Source organism: Mycobacterium neumannii (assembly GCF_002245615.1).
Lineage (GTDB): Bacteria > Actinomycetota > Actinomycetes > Mycobacteriales > Mycobacteriaceae > Mycobacterium > Mycobacterium neumannii_A.
Genome location: NZ_NKCO01000013.1, coordinates 41,078 through 59,139 on the forward strand (window position 1 = coordinate 41,078; position 18,062 = coordinate 59,139).

Consider the following 18,062-nt stretch of genomic DNA (forward strand, 5'->3'; position numbering starts at 1 on the left):
AGAAAGCGGCGGGCATGCCTGGCACGCCCGCCGCTTCAGGAGGTGGATCGCTCAACTGCAGTTGACCTTCACGGTGAACGGCTTGGTGATCGACCCTGCCATCGGGTTCGAGATGTCGGCGCCCGCCGCTTCGCCGGTGATGGTGTAGGTGTCGCCGTCGACCTTCACCTCGGCCGAACCGACCTTGGCACCCATGGTGTTGCTGACCGCGAGCGCGTTTCCGTCGACCACCATGCCCAGCGACTCCACCTTCGGATTCGCCTCATCGCTCATCACGATGCCCAGGCCCTGCTGGCCGCCGATCGCGCCGCTGGCGACGTTGATCCGGCCGCCCTGCTTCACGCAGGTGACGGTGTTGAGGTCCAGGCCTTCGAGATCCTTGCCGTCGACCTTCACCTCCGTGCTGCCGCCGCTGCTCACGCCCGCCGCGCTGGCCGCGGGGGCACTTCCCTTGTCGTCCGAACAGCCCACCAGCACGGTGGCGCCGGCGACCAGTCCGATCAGACCCACAACAACGCGATTCATCGATCTACCCTTCGTTGGGACGTCGCCCCGATGGCGCCCGTCATGGCGGTAAGTCAAAACCGCACCGGTCGCTACCGATCCCAAACTTCTGTCGGCGCGCACCGGTACGGTTCGCAGGCGATGCGCAGATTCACGGTCGACGAGCGGCGGGCACGGCTGGCCCGTCGACACTTCCTCTGTGCGCCTGCGGACTCCGTCGGCGCCGTCGTCCACGGTTTGCTCGGGCTGCATGCGACCGATCCGGCGAGCCCGTACCTGTCGCTGTGGGCGCGGCTGGCGGGGTTCGCCGTCGCCGATCTGGACACCGAACTCTACGAGCGGCGCACGCTGGTCAAACATCTCGCGATGCGCAGGACGCTGTGGACCGTCCACGCCGGCGACATGCCGCTGATCCAGTCCGCGGCAAGCGATCGGGTCGCCGACACCGAGCGTCGCCGACTCATCGCCGACGCGCAGAAGGCCGGTGTCTGCACCGATGGCGACGCGTGGCTCGACTCGGCCCGCACGGCGGTCCTTACGCATCTGAGTAAGCATGGGGCGACGAGTGCGAAGGACCTGCGCGAGGCGCTGCCGGAGTTGGCAGGGTCGTGGGATCCAGCCCCGGGTAAGCGGTGGGGCGGCGAAACCCCGTTGTCACCGCGCATCCTGACCGTGCTGGCGGTGCGCGGCGACATCATGCGCGGCCCCAACGACGGGAAGTGGACGACGTCGCGACCCCGCTGGATTGCCACCGCCGAGTGGATCGGCACCGCCGGTGCCGCCGACCCGCAGACGGCCCGCTCCGAGGTCGTGCGCCGCTGGCTTGCCGCATTCGGCCCGGCCACCCTGACCGACATCAAGTGGTGGTTCGGCAACACGGTGACCTGGTCGCGAGAAGCGTTGCGGGACATCGGCGCGGTCGAGGTCGACCTCGACGGCACACCGGGCTTCGTCCTACCCGACGATCTCCACGCGGAACCCGAACCCGGACCGTGGTGCGCACTGCTGCCCGGTCTGGACGTCACGACGATGGGCTGGTTCGACCGCGACTGGTACCTCGGACCGCACCGGGCGCAGGTGTTCGACCGAAACGGCAACGGCGGTCCCACAGCATGGTGCGACGGCAGGATCGTCGGTGCCTGGGCTCAGGACGGTGCCGGGCGGGTCGAGCTGCGGTTGCTCGAAGACGTGGGTCGCTCGGCGCAGGGCCGACTGCGCGAGCGCGCCGACCAGCTGACCGAGTGGCTCGACGGAGTACGGGTCAGCCCGCGGTTCCCGTCGCCGCTTTCGAAGGCTTAACGCCGAAGCTGAAGATCTGCACGAGATTTCGCTGAATTCTCGAACACAAGCTCAGTTTCGACGGGCGGTCAGGCGCTGACCTTGCTGCGTTTGGCGTTGCGCGCCTTGGGTTTCAGCCGTTCGACGCCCAGACACTCGGCGAGGAAGTGGCCGGTGTAGCTGTCGGGATTGGCGGCGACGTCCTCGGGTGTCCCGGACGCGACCAGGGTGCCGCCGCCCGCTCCGCCCTCGGGCCCCATGTCGACGATCCAGTCCGACGTCTTGATCACGTCGAGGTTGTGCTCGATGACGATGACCGTATTGCCTTTGTCGACAAGTCCGTTGATGACCTTGAGCAGCTTGCGGATGTCCTCGAAGTGCAGACCGGTGGTCGGCTCGTCGAGGATGTACACCGTGCGCCCGGTCGACCGCTTCTGCAACTCGGAGGCCAGCTTCACGCGCTGGGCCTCACCACCGGACAGCGTCGGGGCCGGTTGGCCCAGCCGCACGTAGCCCAGACCGACGTCGACGAGCGTCTTGAGGTACCGGTGTATCGAGGTGATCGGGGCGAAGAACTCGGACGCCTCCTCGATCGACATGTCGAGGACCTCGGCGACGGTCTTGCCCTTGTAGTGCACCTCGAGCGTCTCGCGGTTGTACCGGGCGCCGTGGCACACCTCGCACGGCACGTACACATCGGGAAGGAAGTTCATCTCGATCTTGATGGTGCCGTCGCCGGAACACGCCTCGCAGCGACCGCCCTTGACGTTGAAGGAGAACCGCCCCGGTTGATACCCGCGCACCTTGGCCTCGGTGGTGGCCGCGAACAGCGTGCGAATCTTGTCGAAGACGCCGGTATAGGTGGCGGGGTTGGACCGCGGTGTGCGCCCGATCGGGGACTGGTCGACCCGAACGAGTTTGTCCAGCTTGTCGAGCCCCGTCACCCGGGTGTGGCGGCCCGGCACCTGCCGGGCACCATTGAGCTTGTTCGCCAGCACTGATGCCAGGATGTCGTTGACCAACGTCGACTTACCCGAGCCCGAAACACCGGTGACCGCGGTCAGCACGCCGAGGGGGAAGGACACGTCGATCTCGCGTAGGTTGTGCTCGCGGGCGCCGACGACCGTCAGCAACCGCTTCTTGTCGACCGGCCGCCGGATCGCCGGCACCTCGATCTCTTCCTTGCCCGAAAGATAGGCTCCGGTAAGCGATTCCGGGTTCTTCAGCAGCTCGTCGTAGGGTCCGCTGTGCACGATCTGACCGCCGTGCTCCCCCGCCGCGGGACCGATGTCGACGACCCAGTCGGCGTGGGCGATCGTGTCGAGATCATGCTCGACGACAATCAGCGTGTTACCCAGATCCCGCAGCCGGACGAGCGTGTCGATCAGCCGGCGGTTGTCCCGCTGATGCAGCCCGATCGACGGTTCGTCGAGCACGTAGAGTACCCCGACGAGGCCCGACCCGATCTGGGTGGCGAGCCGGATACGTTGCGCCTCACCGCCGGACAGCGTGGCGGCGGCCCGCGAGAGCGACAGGTAGTCCAGTCCGACGTCGAGCAGGAAGCCCAACCGCGACTGGATCTCCTTGAGCACCTGACCCGCGATGGCCTGCTCGCGTGCGCCCAGCGTCAACGCGTTGAGAAACTCCGAGCATTCGGCGATCGACAGCTCGGCGACCTCGGCGATGGACTTCGGCCCGAACTCCCCCGCAGTGAGGGTCACCGCGAGGATTTCGGGCTTGAGCCGCGTGCCCTCACACTCCGGGCAGGGCACATCGCGCATGAAGCCCTCGTAACGCTCCTTCATCTGCTCGGAGTCCGTCTGCTCCATCCTGCGCTGCAGGAACGCCATCACACCCTCGAAATCGGCGTAGTACGAACGGGTTCGGCCGTAACGGTTCTTGTACCGCACGTGCACCTGCTCGTCGCAGCCCTCGAGGATCGCCCGGCGCGCCTTGGCGGGCAGCTTCTTCCACGGCGTGTTGACATCGAACCCGAGCGCGTCACCGAGCCCCGCCAGCATCCGGGTGAAGTACTCCGCGGTCTGCCCCATCGACCAGGGCGCGATCGCCCCCTCGGCCAGGGTCAGGTCCGGGTCCGGCACCACCAGTTCCGGATCGACCTCCTTGCGGATGCCCAGGCCCAGGCATTCGGGGCAGGCGCCGTAGGGCGAGTTGAACGAGAACGAGCGCGGCTCGAGATCGTCGACGGCCAGCGGATGTCCGTTGGGGCAGGCCAGCTTCTCGGAGAACCGCTGTTCGCGGTGCGGATGGTCGTCCTCGCGGTCGACGAACTCCAGCACGACGATGCCGTCGGCCAGATTCAGCGCCGTCTCGATCGAGTCCGTCAGCCGCTGCTTGGCGCTCGCCTTCACCGTCAGGCGGTCGACGACCACCTCGATGTCGTGTTTCTCCTGCTTCTTCAGCTTCGGCGGATCGGTGAGCGGATACACCACACCGTCGACGCGCACGCGGCTGTAGCCCTGCGTGTTCAGCTTGTCGAACAGGTCGACGAACTCGCCCTTGCGGGTGCGCACCACCGGCGCGAGCACCTGAAACCGCAGGCCCTCGTCCATCGCCAGCACCTGGTCGACGATCTGCTGCGGCGTCTGGCGGGCGATGCGCTCACCGCAGATCGGGCAGTGCGGCGTACCCGCGCGGGCGTACAACAGCCGCAGGTAGTCGTAGACCTCGGTGATGGTGCCGACCGTCGACCGCGGGTTGCGGTTGGTCGACTTCTGGTCGATGGACACCGCAGGCGACAACCCCTCGATGAAGTCGACGTCGGGTTTGTCCATCTGACCGAGGAACTGGCGGGCGTACGCCGACAGCGACTCGACGTAACGGCGCTGACCCTCGGCGAAGATCGTGTCGAAGGCCAGTGACGACTTCCCCGAACCCGAGAGGCCGGTGAAGACGATCAGCGCGTCACGTGGTAAATCAAGATCGACACTTCGCAGGTTGTGCTCGCGCGCACCCTTGACGACAAGGCGGTCAGCCACCCGGTTTTTCCTCCCGCAGAGATAGTTCAAAACCACTCTATGTGGACCCACCGACAAGCCCCAGACCAGCCGGATACCGTGAGGACATGACCGTCGTCGACGACAACTACACCGGCCACGTCGAACCAGGCACAGGGGCCCGGCGCACGCTTCCGAACGCCTCGATCGTCAAGGTCTCGGTCGGCCCGATGGACAACAACGCCTACCTGATCACGTGTTCCCGAACCGGCGAAACGCTTCTGATCGACGCCGCCAACGATGCGCCGACACTGCTTGAAGTGATCGAGAAGCACGCCCCGAAACTGTCGCTGATCGTCACGAGCCACCAGCACTTCGACCACTGGCAGGCGCTGAAAGAAGTGGCCAAGGTCACCGGCGTGCCGACGGCGGCGCACCAACTCGACGCCGACCCGCTGCCGGTCCCGCCCGATCGGCTCCTCGCCCATGGCGACACCGTCGACATCGGCGAGCTGTCCTTCGACGTCATCCACCTGCAGGGCCACACCCCCGGTTCGGTGGCGCTCGCGCTCGACGGCGCCGACGAGGCCACCCACCTGTTCACCGGCGACTGCCTGTTCCCCGGCGGCGTCGGCAAGACGTGGGAGGACGGGGCTTTCGACCAGTTGCTCGGCGACGTCACCCGCCGCGTGTTCGACGTTTACGACGACTCGACGGTCGTCTACCCGGGCCACGGCGACGACACCACGCTCGGCACGGAACGGCCGCATCTGGCCGAGTGGAAAGAACGCGGTTGGTAGACGCGCCGATCGCGGTCGTCACAGGTGCCAGCCGCGGCGCCGGACGCGGGATCGCGCACGCGCTGGGCAGCCACGGCTGCACGGTGTATGTCACCGGGCGCACCGAGCGCGCCGGCGAGTCCGTGCTCGACGGCACGATCCACGAGACCGCCGAACTCGTCACGGCCGCAGGCGGCACCGGAATCGCCGTCCGCGTCGACCATGCCGACGACGAGCAGACGAGGGCCCTGTTCGAGCGGGTCGGACGGGAACAGGGCCGGCTGGACATCCTGGTGAACAACGCGGTGATCATCCGCGAGGAGATGATGGGCCGAACCCGGTTCTGGGAAGAGCCCGTCAACGTCATCGACACCCTCGAGGTCGGCCTGCGCAGCAGCTACGTCGCGACCGTGTACGCGGCCCCGCTGATGCTCGCGCAGCGGCGCGGGCTGGTGGTCTTCACCTCCGCGCCCGGTGCCGCCCACTACGTGTTCGGCCCGGCATACGGCGTTCACAAAGCGGGCACCGACAAGATGGCCGCCGACATGGCCGTCGACTTCCGCGACTTCGGCATCGCCACCGCCTCCATCTGGATGGGGGTGCTGCTGACCGAACGCTTCAAGAAGCTGGTCGCGAGCGCGCCCGACAAACTCGCCCACCTGCTCGACAACACCGAGACACCGGAGTTCACCGGGCATCTGATCTGGGCCCTGTTCAACGACCCCCAGTTGATGGACAAGAGCGGCCAGACCTTCATCGGCGCGGAGTTGGCCGCGCAGTACGGCATCGACGACGCCGGAGGCCGCAGGCCGCCGTCGTACCGGGACCTGCACGGAATTCATCCGACCCGCCAATTCGATCGCGTCCTGCGGTGACCCGGGAGTGCGGCCCCCCGGCGCTATTGGGCGGCCATCTGACGCTCGGCCGTGCGAACTTCGATAGATTGCCTGGTGACGAAGAAAGGGCAGACATGAACACCGATCAGTTGAAGAAGGCGCAGAGCGGCGCCGGGTTCATCGCGGCACTCGACCAGAGCGGCGGCAGCACCCCCAAGGCGCTGAAGCTCTACGGGATCGCCGAGGACGCCTACTCCGGCGACGACCAGATGTTCGACCTCGTGCACGAGATGCGCACCCGGATCATCACCAGCCCCGCCTTCGACGGCGACCGCATCATGGGCACCATCCTGTTCGAGCAGACGATGGACCGCGAGATCGATGGCCGTCCGACCGCCGACTACCTGTGGAACGTCAAGAACATCGTGCCGTTCCTCAAGATCGACAAGGGCCTGACCGAGGAGAAGGACGGCGCGCAGACGATGAAGCCGATGCCCGGCCTCGACGATCTGCTCGACCGCGCCGCCGCCAACGGCGTCTTCGGCACCAAGGAGCGTTCGGTCATCAAGCTGCCCGGCGCCGGCCTGGACGCCGTCGTGGCTCAGCAGTTCGAGGTCGCCGAGCAGGTCCTCGCCAAGGGCCTGGTGCCGATCATCGAACCCGAGGTCGACATCAAGAGCCCGAAGAAGGCGGAGGCCGAGGAGCAGCTCAAGGCCGCGTTGCTCGACGGCGTTGGCAAGCTCGGCGACAAGAAGGTCATGCTCAAGCTCACGCTGCCCGACACCGACAACCTGTACAAGGATCTGGTCGAGCATCCGAACGTGCTGCGGGTCGTGGCGCTGTCCGGCGGCTACAGCCGCGACGAGGCGAACGAAAAGCTGTCGCGCAACATCGGTGTCATCGCGAGCTTCTCGCGCGCGCTGACCGAGGGCCTGACCGCCCAGCAGAGCGACGAAGAGTTCAACTCCACGCTCGACCAGGCGATCGCGAGCATCGCTAAAGCGTCGAGCACCTGATCTCGCTGCGGGGCTACGCGTCGGCGGTCCTCGCCGGCGCGTTCCCCGCGCTCGCGTTCCCGGCGCCTGCCCTATGGTGGCTGGCCTGGATCGGGCTGGTCCCGCTGCTGCTCGTGCTCCGAGCGGCGCCGACGGCTGGACAGTCCGCCGCGCGAGCCTGGTTGGCGATGGCGGCGTTCGTCGGCGTCACCCAATACTGGCTGTGGCCGAGCACCGGTCCCCCGCTAGTCGTGCTCGCCGCCGGACTCGGTGCGCTGTGGCTGCCCTTCGGGTGGGCGGCGCACCGCCTGCTCTCCGGCGACGTCAATGCCGTTCGAGCCGTCAGCGCCGTAGCGGTATTGCCCAGCCTGTGGGTGCTCGCGGAAGCGGTCCGATCGTGGGACCGGCTCGGCGGGCCGTGGGCCGTCCTCGGCGCATCGCAGTGGAATCAACCCGCCACACTGGCGCCCGCCACGCTGGGCGGCGTGTGGCTCGTCAGCTTCCTGGTGGTGGCGGTCAACACCGCGGTTGTCGCGGCCCTGGTGCGGCGTTCGGCGGCGCCGGCGGTGCTTGCGGTGGTTCTTCTGGCGGCCGGTCCGGCCTGGTTCTGGTGGGGGCCGACACCCACGTCCGGCCCGATGGTCCGCGTCGCGCTCGTCCAACCGGGTGACATCGCCGAATCTACGGCGCGACAGGCCGCGAGCGAGGCCCTGACCTCGGAGCTGGCCGGGCAACCAGTCGACCTGGTCGTATGGGGCGAGAGCAGTGTGGGCGTGGACCTGGCGGCCCACCCGGAAGTCACCGCGCGGCTCGCCGCCCTTTCGCGGCGCGTCGGTGCGGACCTGCTGGTCAACGTCGACGCCCGGGCGGCATCGGGCGGCATCTACAAGTCGTCGGTGCTGGTCGGACCGGGCGGTGTGCAGGGCTCCTACGCGAAGACGCGCCTGGTCCCCTTCGGCGAATACGTGCCGCTGCGGCCCCTGATCGGCTGGGCCACGTCGGACACCCAGGCCGCGGGCGAGGATCGCCGCCACGGGCAAGGGCCCGTCGTCCTGCACACCGACGTCGTCGCGATCGGACCGCTGATCAGCTTCGAGACGATGTTCTCCGACCTCGCGCGGGCAGCGGTCCGACGGGGAGCGGAGCTCCTCGTCTACCAGAGTTCGACGTCGTCATACCAAGGCAGTTGGGCGCAACCGCAGTTGGCGGCGATGCCCGCCGTACATGCGGTCGAAACGGGCCGTCCCGCGGTCCACGCCACGTTGTCGGGGGTCAGTTCGGCGTTCGATGCCCGCGGCCGCCGGCTGGCATGGATGCCGGCCGCCGAGCGGGAGGTCACTGTCGTTGACGTCCCGCTGGACGAGCGGACGACCCTTTATCAGCGGTGGGGCGACTGGACGGTCGTGGCGGCGCTGGTGGTGGTTACGGCGTGGTGTGCACAATCAGCACATCGCTCTTGGAGCGGCGTGCGACGTTGGCGGGAACGGAACCGAGCAACCGGCCGGCGATCGTGGACAGGCCGACGTTACCGACGACCAGCAGATCCGCCTTGACCTCCTCGGCGAGTTCGACCAGCGCGTCGACGGGGGCGCCGACGATGGCCTTCTCCTCGACGTTCGTGGCACCGGCCTGGTGGGCGCGTTCCTTCGCCTCGCGCAGGATCGCGTAGATCGGCGCGTTGCCGGACATCTTGTAGCCCTCGTCCTTGAGCACGTCGGCCGCGCGCTGATCTTCGTTCTGGGGGAAGTACGCCGTGGCGATGACCAGCTTGGCGTCACCGGCGATCTGACCCGCTTTCTCGACCGCGCGCAACGACGAGTCCGATCCGTCCGTGCCAACCAAGACGGTCTGATAGGCGCTCATCCATATCCTCCCAGTTTCAGTTCGTTGCCACCCGGAACAGTAGCCGCTCAGGTGGCATTTGCCTGCGATTTCGTCCTACTTCGCACCCAACGTCACGCTGGACCGGCCCAGGTGACGCCGCCTACACCCGGCCGCGCGAAGCGATCGCCGGCGGCGTCGGTACCTCGGTCGTCGTGACTTTCATACCGCTTCGGCAAGCGCTGCGCGAGCGCGCACGCTAGCGTTTTGCCGTTCGCGGGAAGGGTGGGTAACAGGGCGTGGATCTGTCGCTGGGACCGCACCGCCTCGCGCGTCTCGACCTGTCGGGATCCCTTCGCGCCGGCCGGTTCGACGCCGCGCTGACTGCACTGTTCGCGGTCGCGGTGTCGGCGGCGGGCGCGGCTCGGCCGTCGCTGTGGTTCGACGAGGCGGCCACGATCTCGGCGTCGACGCGGTCGATCCCCCAACTCTGGGGCCTGCTGCACAACATCGACGCGGTGCACGGCCTGTACTACCTGCTGATGCACGGGTGGTTCGCGGTGTTTCCGGTCACCGAGTTCTACTCCAGGCTGTCGAGCTGCCTCGCGGTCGGGCTGGCGAGCGGCGGCCTCGTCGTCCTGGCGCGCCGCTTCGCCTCGCGGACGACGGCCGTATGTGCGGGCATCGTGTTGGCGATCCTGCCGCGCGTCACGTGGGCGGGTATCGAGGCGAGGTCCTATGCGCTGACCGTGGCCGCGGCGGTCTGGCTGACGGTGTTGTTGCTGCTCGCGGTCCGCCGCAACGCCAGATGGCTGTGGGTCTGCTACGGGCTGGCGCTGGTCGGGTCGTCGCTGCTGAACATCTTCGTCGTGCTGATGGTGCTCGTGCACGCCGTGACGCTGGCCGCGGTGGCGGCACCGCGAGCGGTCGCGCGCCGGTGGATCGTGACGGCCGCGGTGGCGATCGCGGTCATGGCCCCGTTTCTGGCGTTCAGCAGGACGCAGGTCGCCCAGGTGCGGTGGATCAGGCCGCCGGGCTGGCACACGGTCGCAGAAGTGGTGCAGGAGCAGTACTTCGACCACAGCGTGGCGTTCGCGGTCACGGCGGGGCTGGTGCTGGCGCTGCTCGCGATGCGACGGTTCCGGCCGACGGATCGCGGCGTCCGGTCGCTGGTGGGGATCAGCGCTGCGTGGATCGTGCTTCCGACGGCAGTGCTGCTGCTGTACTCCGTGTGGTGGGAGCCCGTGTACTACCCGCGCTATCTGAGCTACACCTCGCCGGCGATGGCGCTGCTGTTGGCGGTCGGCATCACCGCGGTCGCCAGGACGCGTGAGGCCGTCGCGGTGGTGCTGACCGCGCTGGCGGTGGCGGCGACCCCGAACTATCTGCTCGAACAGCGAGGTCCTTACGCCAAGGAGGGCATGGACTTCAGCCAGGTGGCCGACGTCCTGACGGCGAACGCCTCCCCCGGCGACTGCCTGGTCCTCGACAACACCACCAACTGGGCGCCCGGCCCGATTCGCCCGTTGACGGCAGCGCGCCCCGAGGCGTACGCGGCCCTCGTCGACCCCGGCCGCGGTCGCCGCGCAGCGGACCGAAACCGCTTGTGGGACTTCCATCTTGGGATCTGGGGTGTGGCCGACCGGCTTCGGCCCTGCACCGTGTTGTGGACGGTGTCACAACGCGACGCCACCGTTCCGGATCGGGAGAGCGGGCGCGCGCTGGACCCGGGACCGCGTCTGCGCCGAGCGCCTGCGTACCGGGTGCCGCAGGCGATGGGCTTCCGGATCGTCGAGCGCTGGCAGTTCAGCTTCGCGCAGGTGGTCAAGTCGATCCGGTAGCGCGAGTGGCGGCTGTATAACCGGGTAACCGTTTCCCATGCCCGCAAGGCCAGCCCACACCGCGGCGGAGTTCGTACCCGAGACCCGCGAGCTCGATGCGCTCGCCGACGCCGCGCACGGTTGCAAGGGATGCGATCTGTACCTCGACGCAACGCAGGTCGTGTTCGGCGGCGGTTCCTCCGGCGCGGACATGATGCTGGTCGGTGAGCAGCCCGGCGATCAGGAGGACAAGGCCGGACAGCCGTTCGTCGGCCCCGCGGGCAAGCTGCTGGACAAGGCGCTGGTGCAGGCCGGTATCGACCGTGAACGGGTGTACGTGACCAATGCGGTCAAGCACTTCAAGTTCACACTGCCCGAACGCGGCAAGCGGCGGATCCACAAGACGCCGGGCCGCACGGAAGTCGTGGCATGCCGACCGTGGCTGCTGGCCGAGCTGGATGCCGTCAGACCCGAGGTGCTGGTGCTGATGGGTGCGACCGCCGCACAGTCGCTGCTGGGCAGCAAGTTTCGGCTGACCGCACACCGCGGCGAGCCGCTGGAACTCCCGGCGATCGAGGAGCTCGACGTCGCACCCGAAGTCGCCGTGACCGTGCATCCGTCATCGGTGCTGCGCGGGCCACCGCAGGATCGGGAGAAAGCCTTCGACGCGCTGGTGTCCGATCTGCGGTTCGCCGACGGCCTGCGTGCACGCGGCTGACTCTTATCGCGCCCAACGTGAGGTTGTGACCGAAGATTCGAGCTCAGTTCGACAACAAGCTCACGTTCGGCGCCGTTGGCGGCAATTCCGCTAGCAGGCGGCCGGCGGCACCCACATCGAGACGGCGGGAGGCACCCAGGCGCAGGGACCGCCGTAATGCGGACCGTAGTAGGCCGGGCCGTCCCAGCGCGGACCACGACGCTTGTCCCAGTCGTCCCAGTCATCCCACTTGTCGAGCTTCCAGGTCACGCCTGGTGTGCTGGTCACCGCTACCTCGGCGTTGGCGACACCCGCTCCGACGCCCAAGGCAGTGAACGCCAGTGCACCGACAAGTCCCGCTTGCACTCCGACCTTCTTTACGCTCACGACCAATCCCTCACTACTGCAATGAATTATCGGTTCCCACCCGCGTCGATCCTATACGCGCGATCCTCGTTCGACGATCCCGCCTGCGCCCGGCGTGGCTCACTTCGCAACAGCAAAGCCCGGCGCAAAGCCGTCCAGAGTGCGCTGAATGAGGCTGTCGCACAGTTCGGTTGGGAGACGTCAGTTTGCCAGCCGGAGGCGGTCTGGTGAGCTTTGGCGTCCTCGGCTAAAGCGGCTCACCACAGCGCGGCCGGCCGCTTCGCGTCGACGCGATCAAGCCCAGCGCGGCAAGCCCGGCGAATGCGGCGAGTAGCCACCGCGCCGGCGTCGCATCGCCGCTGTCGGTCATGTTCACCAGCACTCCGGCCAGCCCCGCGCCGAAGGCGCCGGAAATCAGCTGAACGGTGTTGATCGCCGCGGCCGCGGTGGGCCCCTCCGACGGGTCGTCCACCCGGCTCATCGCCCATGCCGACAGATGCGGCCACGCGATCCCGATCCCGGTGCCCGCCACGATCAGCGCGACCGCCCATACCGCTACCGCGGCGGGCGATGCGTCGTCGCGCATGGCCACCGCCGTGAGGGCGAGACCGGTGGCCATCACCGCCGGCGCGATGGCGACCGTGCGCTTGATCGCGCGCCGGTCGCTCATCGAGGCACTGCCGATCTCACCGACCGTCCAACCGAGCGCCAGGCCCGCCCCGAGAAAACCCGCCGAGACCGGTGTGAGATCGGCCAGTCGCTGACCGAACAGCGGGATGTACATGTCCGCCATCGTTGCGGCCATCAACACAGCGAGGGTCAGATAAATCCACTTCAGCGGCGCGCGCCCGAAAGCGCTGGGCGGCAACACCGCTGCGGGTTGGCGCCGATCGACGAACAAGAACACCGCCACCATGACGGCGCCCAAGCCCAGCAACGCGACCGTGAGCCACACATCGCGCGGGATACCGGCCGCGCTGACGGCCAACGCCGCACCACCCAACAACATCAACGGCCACACGGGAATCGGTGTCCGCGGCGCATCGACGTCGGCGCCCGTGCGTCTGGGCAACGCCAGCGGGACCAATACACCGATGGCCACGGTCAGAATCGCCAGCGCACCGAAAGCCCAACGCCACGAACCATACTGGGAGAACAGACCCCCGGCGGCGGGACCCAGCAGCGTCCCGACGCCCCACATCGCCGACACCAACGCCGACGCCTTGGTCCACAACCACTCGGGCAACGCCGTATTGATCACCGCATAGCCCAACCCGGCCAGCAGCCCGCCCGCCAGCCCCTGCACCGTGCGCCCCACGAGCAGGGCTTCCATCGTGGGCGCCGCGGCGCAGGCCAGGCTGCCCAGACCGAATACGCTGAGCGCCCCCAGATACGACACCCGCGGCCCGAAACGCATCAACGTCGAGTGCACCGTGGTCGCCGCGACCACCGAAGCGACCAGATACACCGTCGTCACCCATGCGTACAGCCGGTAACCGCCGATGTCGGCCACCGCGCTGGGCATCAGGCTGATAGTGAGGAACTCGTTGGTGGCATACAGCGCGACGCCGCCGGCCAGGACGGTGCTGGCGCCGAGGTACTTCGGCCCCAACAGGTCGCGCCAGCGTCCCGCAGGGGTCGTCGGCGCGGTGTCGGTCACGCCGGACACGCTACGAGCTCAACCGTCGTTCAGGTCAAGCGGCGACCTCAGTCGGCAGGAGTGATGAGCCCGTAGTGGCCGTCGTAGCGGTGGTAGAGCACGGCTGCACGACCTTGCGCCGCGTGGATGAAGAACATGAACGGCAGCCCGAGCATGCCCATCCGCTCGGCGGCCTGCTCGACGGTGTGGCATGGCGGCGGGTGGGGGCTGATCGTCAGCGGCAGTTCAAACGGTGCCAGTTCGTCTTCCGAAGCCGGTTGCACCTGCGCCAGCCGGTATTCGGACGGACCGCTCCTGTAGAGGACGCTCGCCATCTGAGTGCGCTCCTCGGTGAACAGGTGGAAGTCGTAGTCGAGCAGGTTCATCTCTATCGCCGCCTCGTCCACCGTGCACGGCGCCAGGGTGAACGACTTGCGCCGCACAATTTGGCGCTCCTCGGGCGGAAGGGCAAGGCGGTTGGGTTGCTGCGCGGATTCGTCGGTGTCCTGCGGAGCTCGCACCGTTCGGCCGTCGCGGCGAGCCTGCCAGTGCTCGGCGGCACGCCGGAGCTGGCTTCGAAGGCGCTCCCCGAGGCGGTCGATCGCATCGCGCGCGGTGTCGCCCGAAGCCTGAGCGCGGACCAGTCGGCCGTCGACGTCGAGATTGGCTTGCGCGATGACCGGACGTTCCAGTTCCGGGTCGCCATGGCGCGTCAGCTTCACGTGGGCATGTGTCAACGGTCGGTGCGCGAACCGGCTGACGTCGTCGATCTTGCTCCGCGCGTAGTCGGCCGCGCCGGGAAGATCACCGCGCGTCGTCACGTCGACGTGGACTGGCGATTCGATATCGGTTCTGTCACTCATACTTTCGTTTGTACGCGAGGCGACCGGCCGGGACTAGGGCCGAAGGTCCCGACGGGGTCCGTCCTACTTCAAACCCGCGGCGTCCATGCCGCGCAGTTCCTTCTTCAGGTCGTGGATCTCGTCGCGGATGCGCGCGGCCAACTCGAACTGCAGATCCCGCGCTGCGGCCATCATCTGTTCGGTCAGGTCCCTAATCAGATCGGCCAACTCGGCTCGCGGCATGTTCGAGGTGTCACGGCCCTCGATGATGCCTGCGCTGACCGCCCGCCCGGGCTCGCCCTGCGCCCTGCGGCCGCGCGACGCGTTCCGTCCCGAACCGCCCACTTCGACGTCGTCGGCTTCGCGGTACACCTGGTCGAGAATGTCGGCGATCTTTTTGCGCAACGGTTTCGGATCGATGCCGTGGGCCTCGTTGTAGGCGATCTGCTTGGCACGCCGGCGCTCGGTCTCGTCGATGGCTTCCCGCATCGACTCGGTGATGTTGTCGGCGTACATGTGCACCTCGCCCGACACGTTGCGGGCGGCGCGGCCGATGGTCTGGATCAGGCTGCGGGTCGACCGCAGGAACCCCTCCTTGTCCGCGTCGAGGATCGCGACCAGCGACACCTCCGGCAGGTCGAGACCCTCGCGCAGCAGGTTGATGCCGACCAGCACGTCGTAGTCGCCCAGGCGCAGTTGGCGCAGCAATTCGACGCGACGCAGCGTGTCCACCTCGGAGTGCAGGTAGCGAACCCTGATCCCCATCTCGAGCAGGTAGTCGGTCAGGTCCTCGGCCATCTTCTTGGTCAGCGTGGTCACGAGCACCCGCTCGTCGCGCTCGGTGCGCGTGCGGATCTCCCCGATCAGGTCATCGATCTGCCCCTTCGTCGGCTTCACGACCACCTTGGGATCCACCAAACCCGTTGGACGGATGACCTGTTCGACGAACTCACCGCCGGACTGGCTGAGCTCGTACGGTCCCGGCGTCGCCGACAGGTACACGGTCTGCCCGATGCGGTCGGCGAACTCCTCCCAGGTGAGCGGGCGGTTGTCGACGGCCGAGGGCAACCGGAAGCCGAAGTCGACCAGGTTTCGCTTACGCGACATGTCGCCTTCGTACATGCCGCCGATCTGCGGCACCGTCACGTGTGACTCGTCGATGACCAGCATGAAGTCTTCGGGGAAGTAGTCCAGCAGCGTGGCGGGCGCGGAACCGGCGGGCCTGGCGTCGATGTGACGCGAGTAGTTCTCGATACCCGAGCAGAAGCCGACCTGGCGCATCATCTCGATGTCGTAGTTGGTGCGCATCCGCAGCCGCTGCGCCTCCAGCAGCTTGCCCTGGCCCTCGAGCTCGGCCAGCCGCTCCTCGAGTTCCTGTTCGATGGTCGAGATCGCGTGCGCCATGCGCTCCGGGCCCGCGACGTAGTGGGTGGCCGGGAAGATCCGCAGCGAGTCGACCTTGCGGACGACGTCTCCTGTCAACGGGTGCAGGTAGTACAGCTCTTCGATCTCGTCGCCGAAGAACTCGATGCGGACCGCCAACTCCTCGTAGGACGGGATGATCTCGACGGTGTCTCCGCGCACGCGGAACGAGCCGCGGGTGAACGCCATGTCGTTGCGGGTGTACTGCACGTCGACGAGCAGCCGTAGCAGCGCGTCGCGCGGCACCTCGTCACCGATCTTGAGTTCGACGCTGCGGTCCAGGTAGGACTGCGGTGTGCCCAGGCCGTAGATGCAGGACACCGAGGCGACCACGACCACGTCGCGGCGGGACAGCAGGCTCGAGGTCGCCGAGTGGCGCAGCCGCTCGACGTCGTCGTTGATCGAGCTGTCCTTCTCGATGTAGGTGTCCGTCTGGGCGATGTACGCCTCGGGCTGGTAGTAGTCGTAGTACGAGACGAAGTACTCGACGGCGTTGTGCGGCAACATCTCCCGCAGTTCGTTCGCCATCTGCGCGGCAAGCGTCTTGTTCGGTTCCATCACCAGCGTCGGCCGTTGGACCCGCTCGATGAGCCACGCCGTCGTCGCCGACTTACCGGTGCCCGTTGCACCCAGCAGCACCACATCGTGCTCGCCCGCCTTGATCCGGCGCTCCAGCTCGTCGATGGCGGCCGGCTGGTCGCCCGCCGGCGAATAGGGGCTGACCACCTCGAAGCGGTTGCCCGTGCGCACGATCGCATCGACGGGGCGGTACTCCGAGTGCGCGAGCACGGGGTGTTCAGTAGCGAAAGCCATAATCACTCAGGGTAAGCGCGTACTCCGACAAGTTCATTCCCGCTGCGCCCTATCCTGTTGTCATCCACGCTCCCAAACACGAGACGTTCGACCTCGTCGCCCGCACCAACACCGACCCGAAGGGCATCGTGCGGGCGGTCGACATCTACACGGTCCAGCCCTGGGGCCTCTACATGGCCCGTCCGACCCCGGGCCGGGCCCAGTTCCACTATCTGGAGTCCTGGCTGCTGCCCTCGCTGCGGCTGCGCGCGACGGTGTTCCACTTCAACGCAGGTCACGAGCTCGACCAGGACTACTACCTGGACGTGGGCCACTACACACCGGGCTCGAAGGTCTGGCACGCCGAAGACCACTACCTCGACCTGGCGGTTCGCACCGGCCGGGGCGTCGAACTCCACGACGTCGACGAACTGCTCACCGCGGTCCGGCACAACCTGCTGGCGCCCGAGACCGGAGAACAGGCGGTCCAGACCGCGGCGGCCGCGATCGACGGGCTGGCCAGGCACGACTACGACCTCAACCGGTGGCTTGGGGATCTGGGCATGCCGCTGACCTGGCGCGATGAGTAGTCATGCCCGAACCACCCGACGTCGAGGGCTTCCGCAGGGAGCTGACCGTGAGCTGCCGGGGCGTCGCACCCGCCGCGTCGACATGCGCGACGCGGAATGGCTCCGGGTAACGAACCACCTGCAGTTACCGATCTTGATGTCGATGGCTACCGCTACGAATTTGTCTGCCCAGGTACGGCCGGTATTCTCTCGTCGCATGTCCCCCACAACGCGCATCCGGACCGCTGGCGCGACGGCCGCGGCGATGCTCGTGGGCTCGGTTCTGTTCCCGGGTGGCGCCGCGGCCCAACCGAGCGCCGAGACCGAGTCGCAGCCGGCGCCCGAAGTTCTGCACAACGTCATCTACCGAGCGCGTGCGGACGGTACCTCCCGCGGCGCGGTCGTCGCGTACAAGATGGACGACCACAACGTCAACAGCGCGCAGCCCACGCTGCTACCCGGTCAGACGTTCGAGGTGAACGCGGTGCTGGCCGACCCCCAACTGGCCGGCATGGAGATCTCCATCGAATGGCCCTACGGCTCCAACCTGCACTGCGAGATCCTCGTCGACGACCAGATCGTGGCCAAGGCCGACCAGTTCATCGCGCCGCGCCTGCTGCGGCCCAAGGACGACCCGATGTACGGGGTGCTGCAATGCGGTGCCCCGCTGAACCTGCCGACCGACGGGGCCGCCACCGCACCGACACCCGACGTCAGCACACCGTTGCCCCCCGAGGCTTAACGC

15 protein-coding genes and 1 pseudogene are annotated in these 18,062 nt (G+C 67.7%); 9 read left to right on the top strand and 7 right to left on the bottom strand.

All coding sequences use genetic code 11. From position 1 onward, the window contains the following. Window positions 1-51 precede the first annotated feature (51 nt). Window positions 52-525 carry a lipoprotein LpqH gene (locus CEX88_RS16070; RefSeq protein ID WP_064395685.1) on the bottom strand — a complete coding sequence of 158 codons (474 nt, stop codon included), beginning with the start codon at window positions 523-525 and terminating at the stop codon, window positions 52-54. A 120-nt stretch (window positions 526-645) separates the two neighbouring features. Here CEX88_RS16070 and CEX88_RS16075 point away from each other — a divergent pair, with 120 nt between their 5' ends. Next, complete coding sequence (locus tag CEX88_RS16075; protein WP_094294296.1) at window positions 646-1,803, top strand: winged helix DNA-binding domain-containing protein; 1,158 nt, start codon at window positions 646-648, stop codon at window positions 1,801-1,803. A 68-nt stretch (window positions 1,804-1,871) separates the two neighbouring features. Here CEX88_RS16075 and uvrA read toward each other — a convergent pair whose 3' ends face one another. After that, window positions 1,872-4,781 (bottom strand): excinuclease ABC subunit UvrA, encoded by a 2,910-nt coding sequence (gene uvrA, locus CEX88_RS16080; protein ID WP_094294249.1) that lies wholly within the window; start codon window positions 4,779-4,781, stop codon window positions 1,872-1,874. Window positions 4,782-4,867: 86 nt separating this feature from the next. Here uvrA and CEX88_RS16085 point away from each other — a divergent pair, with 86 nt between their 5' ends. The 4 genes and pseudogenes from CEX88_RS16085 to lnt form a co-directional block, all read left to right on the top strand. Next, a complete protein-coding gene (locus tag CEX88_RS16085; protein ID WP_094294250.1) occupies window positions 4,868-5,539 on the top strand; it encodes an MBL fold metallo-hydrolase in 672 nt (223 codons plus the stop codon). Next, on the top strand, window positions 5,533-6,393 hold the full coding sequence (locus tag CEX88_RS16090) for an SDR family NAD(P)-dependent oxidoreductase (RefSeq protein ID WP_094294297.1): 861 nt from the start codon (window positions 5,533-5,535) through the stop codon (window positions 6,391-6,393). Before CEX88_RS16085 ends, CEX88_RS16090 begins: the two co-directional genes overlap by 7 nt. Before the next feature lie 95 nt (window positions 6,394-6,488). Continuing rightward, entirely contained in the window at window positions 6,489-7,370 is an 882-nt protein-coding gene (locus CEX88_RS16095) for a fructose bisphosphate aldolase (protein ID WP_094294251.1), read from the top strand. Next, window positions 7,367-8,818 (top strand): annotated as a pseudogene (lnt, locus tag CEX88_RS16100) (apolipoprotein N-acyltransferase); the annotation flags it as partial. The gene CEX88_RS16095 and the pseudogene lnt, both read left to right, overlap by 4 nt. Here lnt and CEX88_RS26365 read toward each other — a convergent pair. Continuing rightward, a complete protein-coding gene (locus CEX88_RS26365; RefSeq protein ID WP_064395689.1) occupies window positions 8,772-9,212 on the bottom strand; it encodes a universal stress protein in 441 nt (146 codons plus the stop codon). The pseudogene lnt and the gene CEX88_RS26365 sit on opposite strands and share 47 nt — an antisense overlap. 257 nt (window positions 9,213-9,469) lie before the next feature. Here CEX88_RS26365 and CEX88_RS16110 point away from each other — a divergent pair, with 257 nt between their 5' ends. After that, the gene (locus tag CEX88_RS16110) at window positions 9,470-11,011 is read left to right on the top strand and encodes a glycosyltransferase family 39 protein (protein WP_238382087.1); all 1,542 of its coding nucleotides are present in this window, start codon (window positions 9,470-9,472) and stop codon (window positions 11,009-11,011) included. Between the two features lie 37 nt (window positions 11,012-11,048). Beyond that, complete coding sequence (locus CEX88_RS16115; RefSeq protein ID WP_094294252.1) at window positions 11,049-11,708, top strand: UdgX family uracil-DNA binding protein; 660 nt, start codon at window positions 11,049-11,051, stop codon at window positions 11,706-11,708. A gap of 90 nt (window positions 11,709-11,798) precedes the next feature. Here the strand turns inward: CEX88_RS16115 and CEX88_RS16120 are convergent, their stop codons facing one another. From CEX88_RS16120 to uvrB, 4 genes are all read right to left on the bottom strand, one after another. After that, window positions 11,799-12,074, bottom strand: a complete 276-nt coding sequence (locus tag CEX88_RS16120) for a hypothetical protein (RefSeq protein WP_066850175.1) — start codon at window positions 12,072-12,074, stop codon at window positions 11,799-11,801. A 226-nt stretch (window positions 12,075-12,300) separates the two neighbouring features. Next, window positions 12,301-13,713, bottom strand: a complete 1,413-nt coding sequence (locus tag CEX88_RS16125; RefSeq protein ID WP_094294299.1) for an MFS transporter — start codon at window positions 13,711-13,713, stop codon at window positions 12,301-12,303. A gap of 47 nt (window positions 13,714-13,760) precedes the next feature. Then, window positions 13,761-14,555, bottom strand: coding sequence for a ribosome hibernation promotion factor (locus tag CEX88_RS16130; protein ID WP_094294253.1), 795 nt, complete (start codon window positions 14,553-14,555; stop codon window positions 13,761-13,763). A gap of 63 nt (window positions 14,556-14,618) precedes the next feature. After that, a complete protein-coding gene (uvrB, locus tag CEX88_RS16135) occupies window positions 14,619-16,769 on the bottom strand; it encodes an excinuclease ABC subunit UvrB (protein WP_094294254.1) in 2,151 nt (716 codons plus the stop codon). A 62-nt stretch (window positions 16,770-16,831) separates the two neighbouring features. Between uvrB and CEX88_RS16140 the strand changes: the two genes are divergently transcribed. Together CEX88_RS16140 and CEX88_RS16145 are read left to right on the top strand one after the other, a co-directional pair. Further along, window positions 16,832-17,338 carry a ribonuclease FAU-1 family protein gene (locus CEX88_RS16140; RefSeq protein WP_202931529.1) on the top strand — a complete coding sequence of 169 codons (507 nt, stop codon included), beginning with the start codon at window positions 16,832-16,834 and terminating at the stop codon, window positions 17,336-17,338. Between the two features lie 196 nt (window positions 17,339-17,534). Next, a complete protein-coding gene (locus CEX88_RS16145) occupies window positions 17,535-18,059 on the top strand; it encodes a hypothetical protein (protein ID WP_094294256.1) in 525 nt (174 codons plus the stop codon). Window positions 18,060-18,062: the final 3 nt, after the last annotated feature.

Bases quoted from the DNA above. Each gene is read 5' to 3' on its own strand.
- uvrB (WP_094294254.1), bottom strand. From the start codon at position 16,769: ATGGCTTTCGCTACTGAACACCCCGTGCTCGCGCACTCGGAGTACCGC.
- CEX88_RS16130 (WP_094294253.1), bottom strand. From the start codon at position 14,555: ATGAGTGACAGAACCGATATCGAATCGCCAGTCCACGTCGACGTGACG.
- CEX88_RS16145 (WP_094294256.1), top strand. From the start codon at position 17,535: ATGTCCCCCACAACGCGCATCCGGACCGCTGGCGCGACGGCCGCGGCG.
- CEX88_RS16075 (WP_094294296.1), top strand. From the start codon at position 646: ATGCGCAGATTCACGGTCGACGAGCGGCGGGCACGGCTGGCCCGTCGA.
- CEX88_RS16070 (WP_064395685.1), bottom strand. From the start codon at position 525: ATGAATCGCGTTGTTGTGGGTCTGATCGGACTGGTCGCCGGCGCCACC.
- CEX88_RS16115 (WP_094294252.1), top strand. From the start codon at position 11,049: ATGCCCGCAAGGCCAGCCCACACCGCGGCGGAGTTCGTACCCGAGACC.
- CEX88_RS26365 (WP_064395689.1), bottom strand. From the start codon at position 9,212: ATGAGCGCCTATCAGACCGTCTTGGTTGGCACGGACGGATCGGACTCG.
- CEX88_RS16095 (WP_094294251.1), top strand. From the start codon at position 6,489: ATGAACACCGATCAGTTGAAGAAGGCGCAGAGCGGCGCCGGGTTCATC.
- CEX88_RS16085 (WP_094294250.1), top strand. From the start codon at position 4,868: ATGACCGTCGTCGACGACAACTACACCGGCCACGTCGAACCAGGCACA.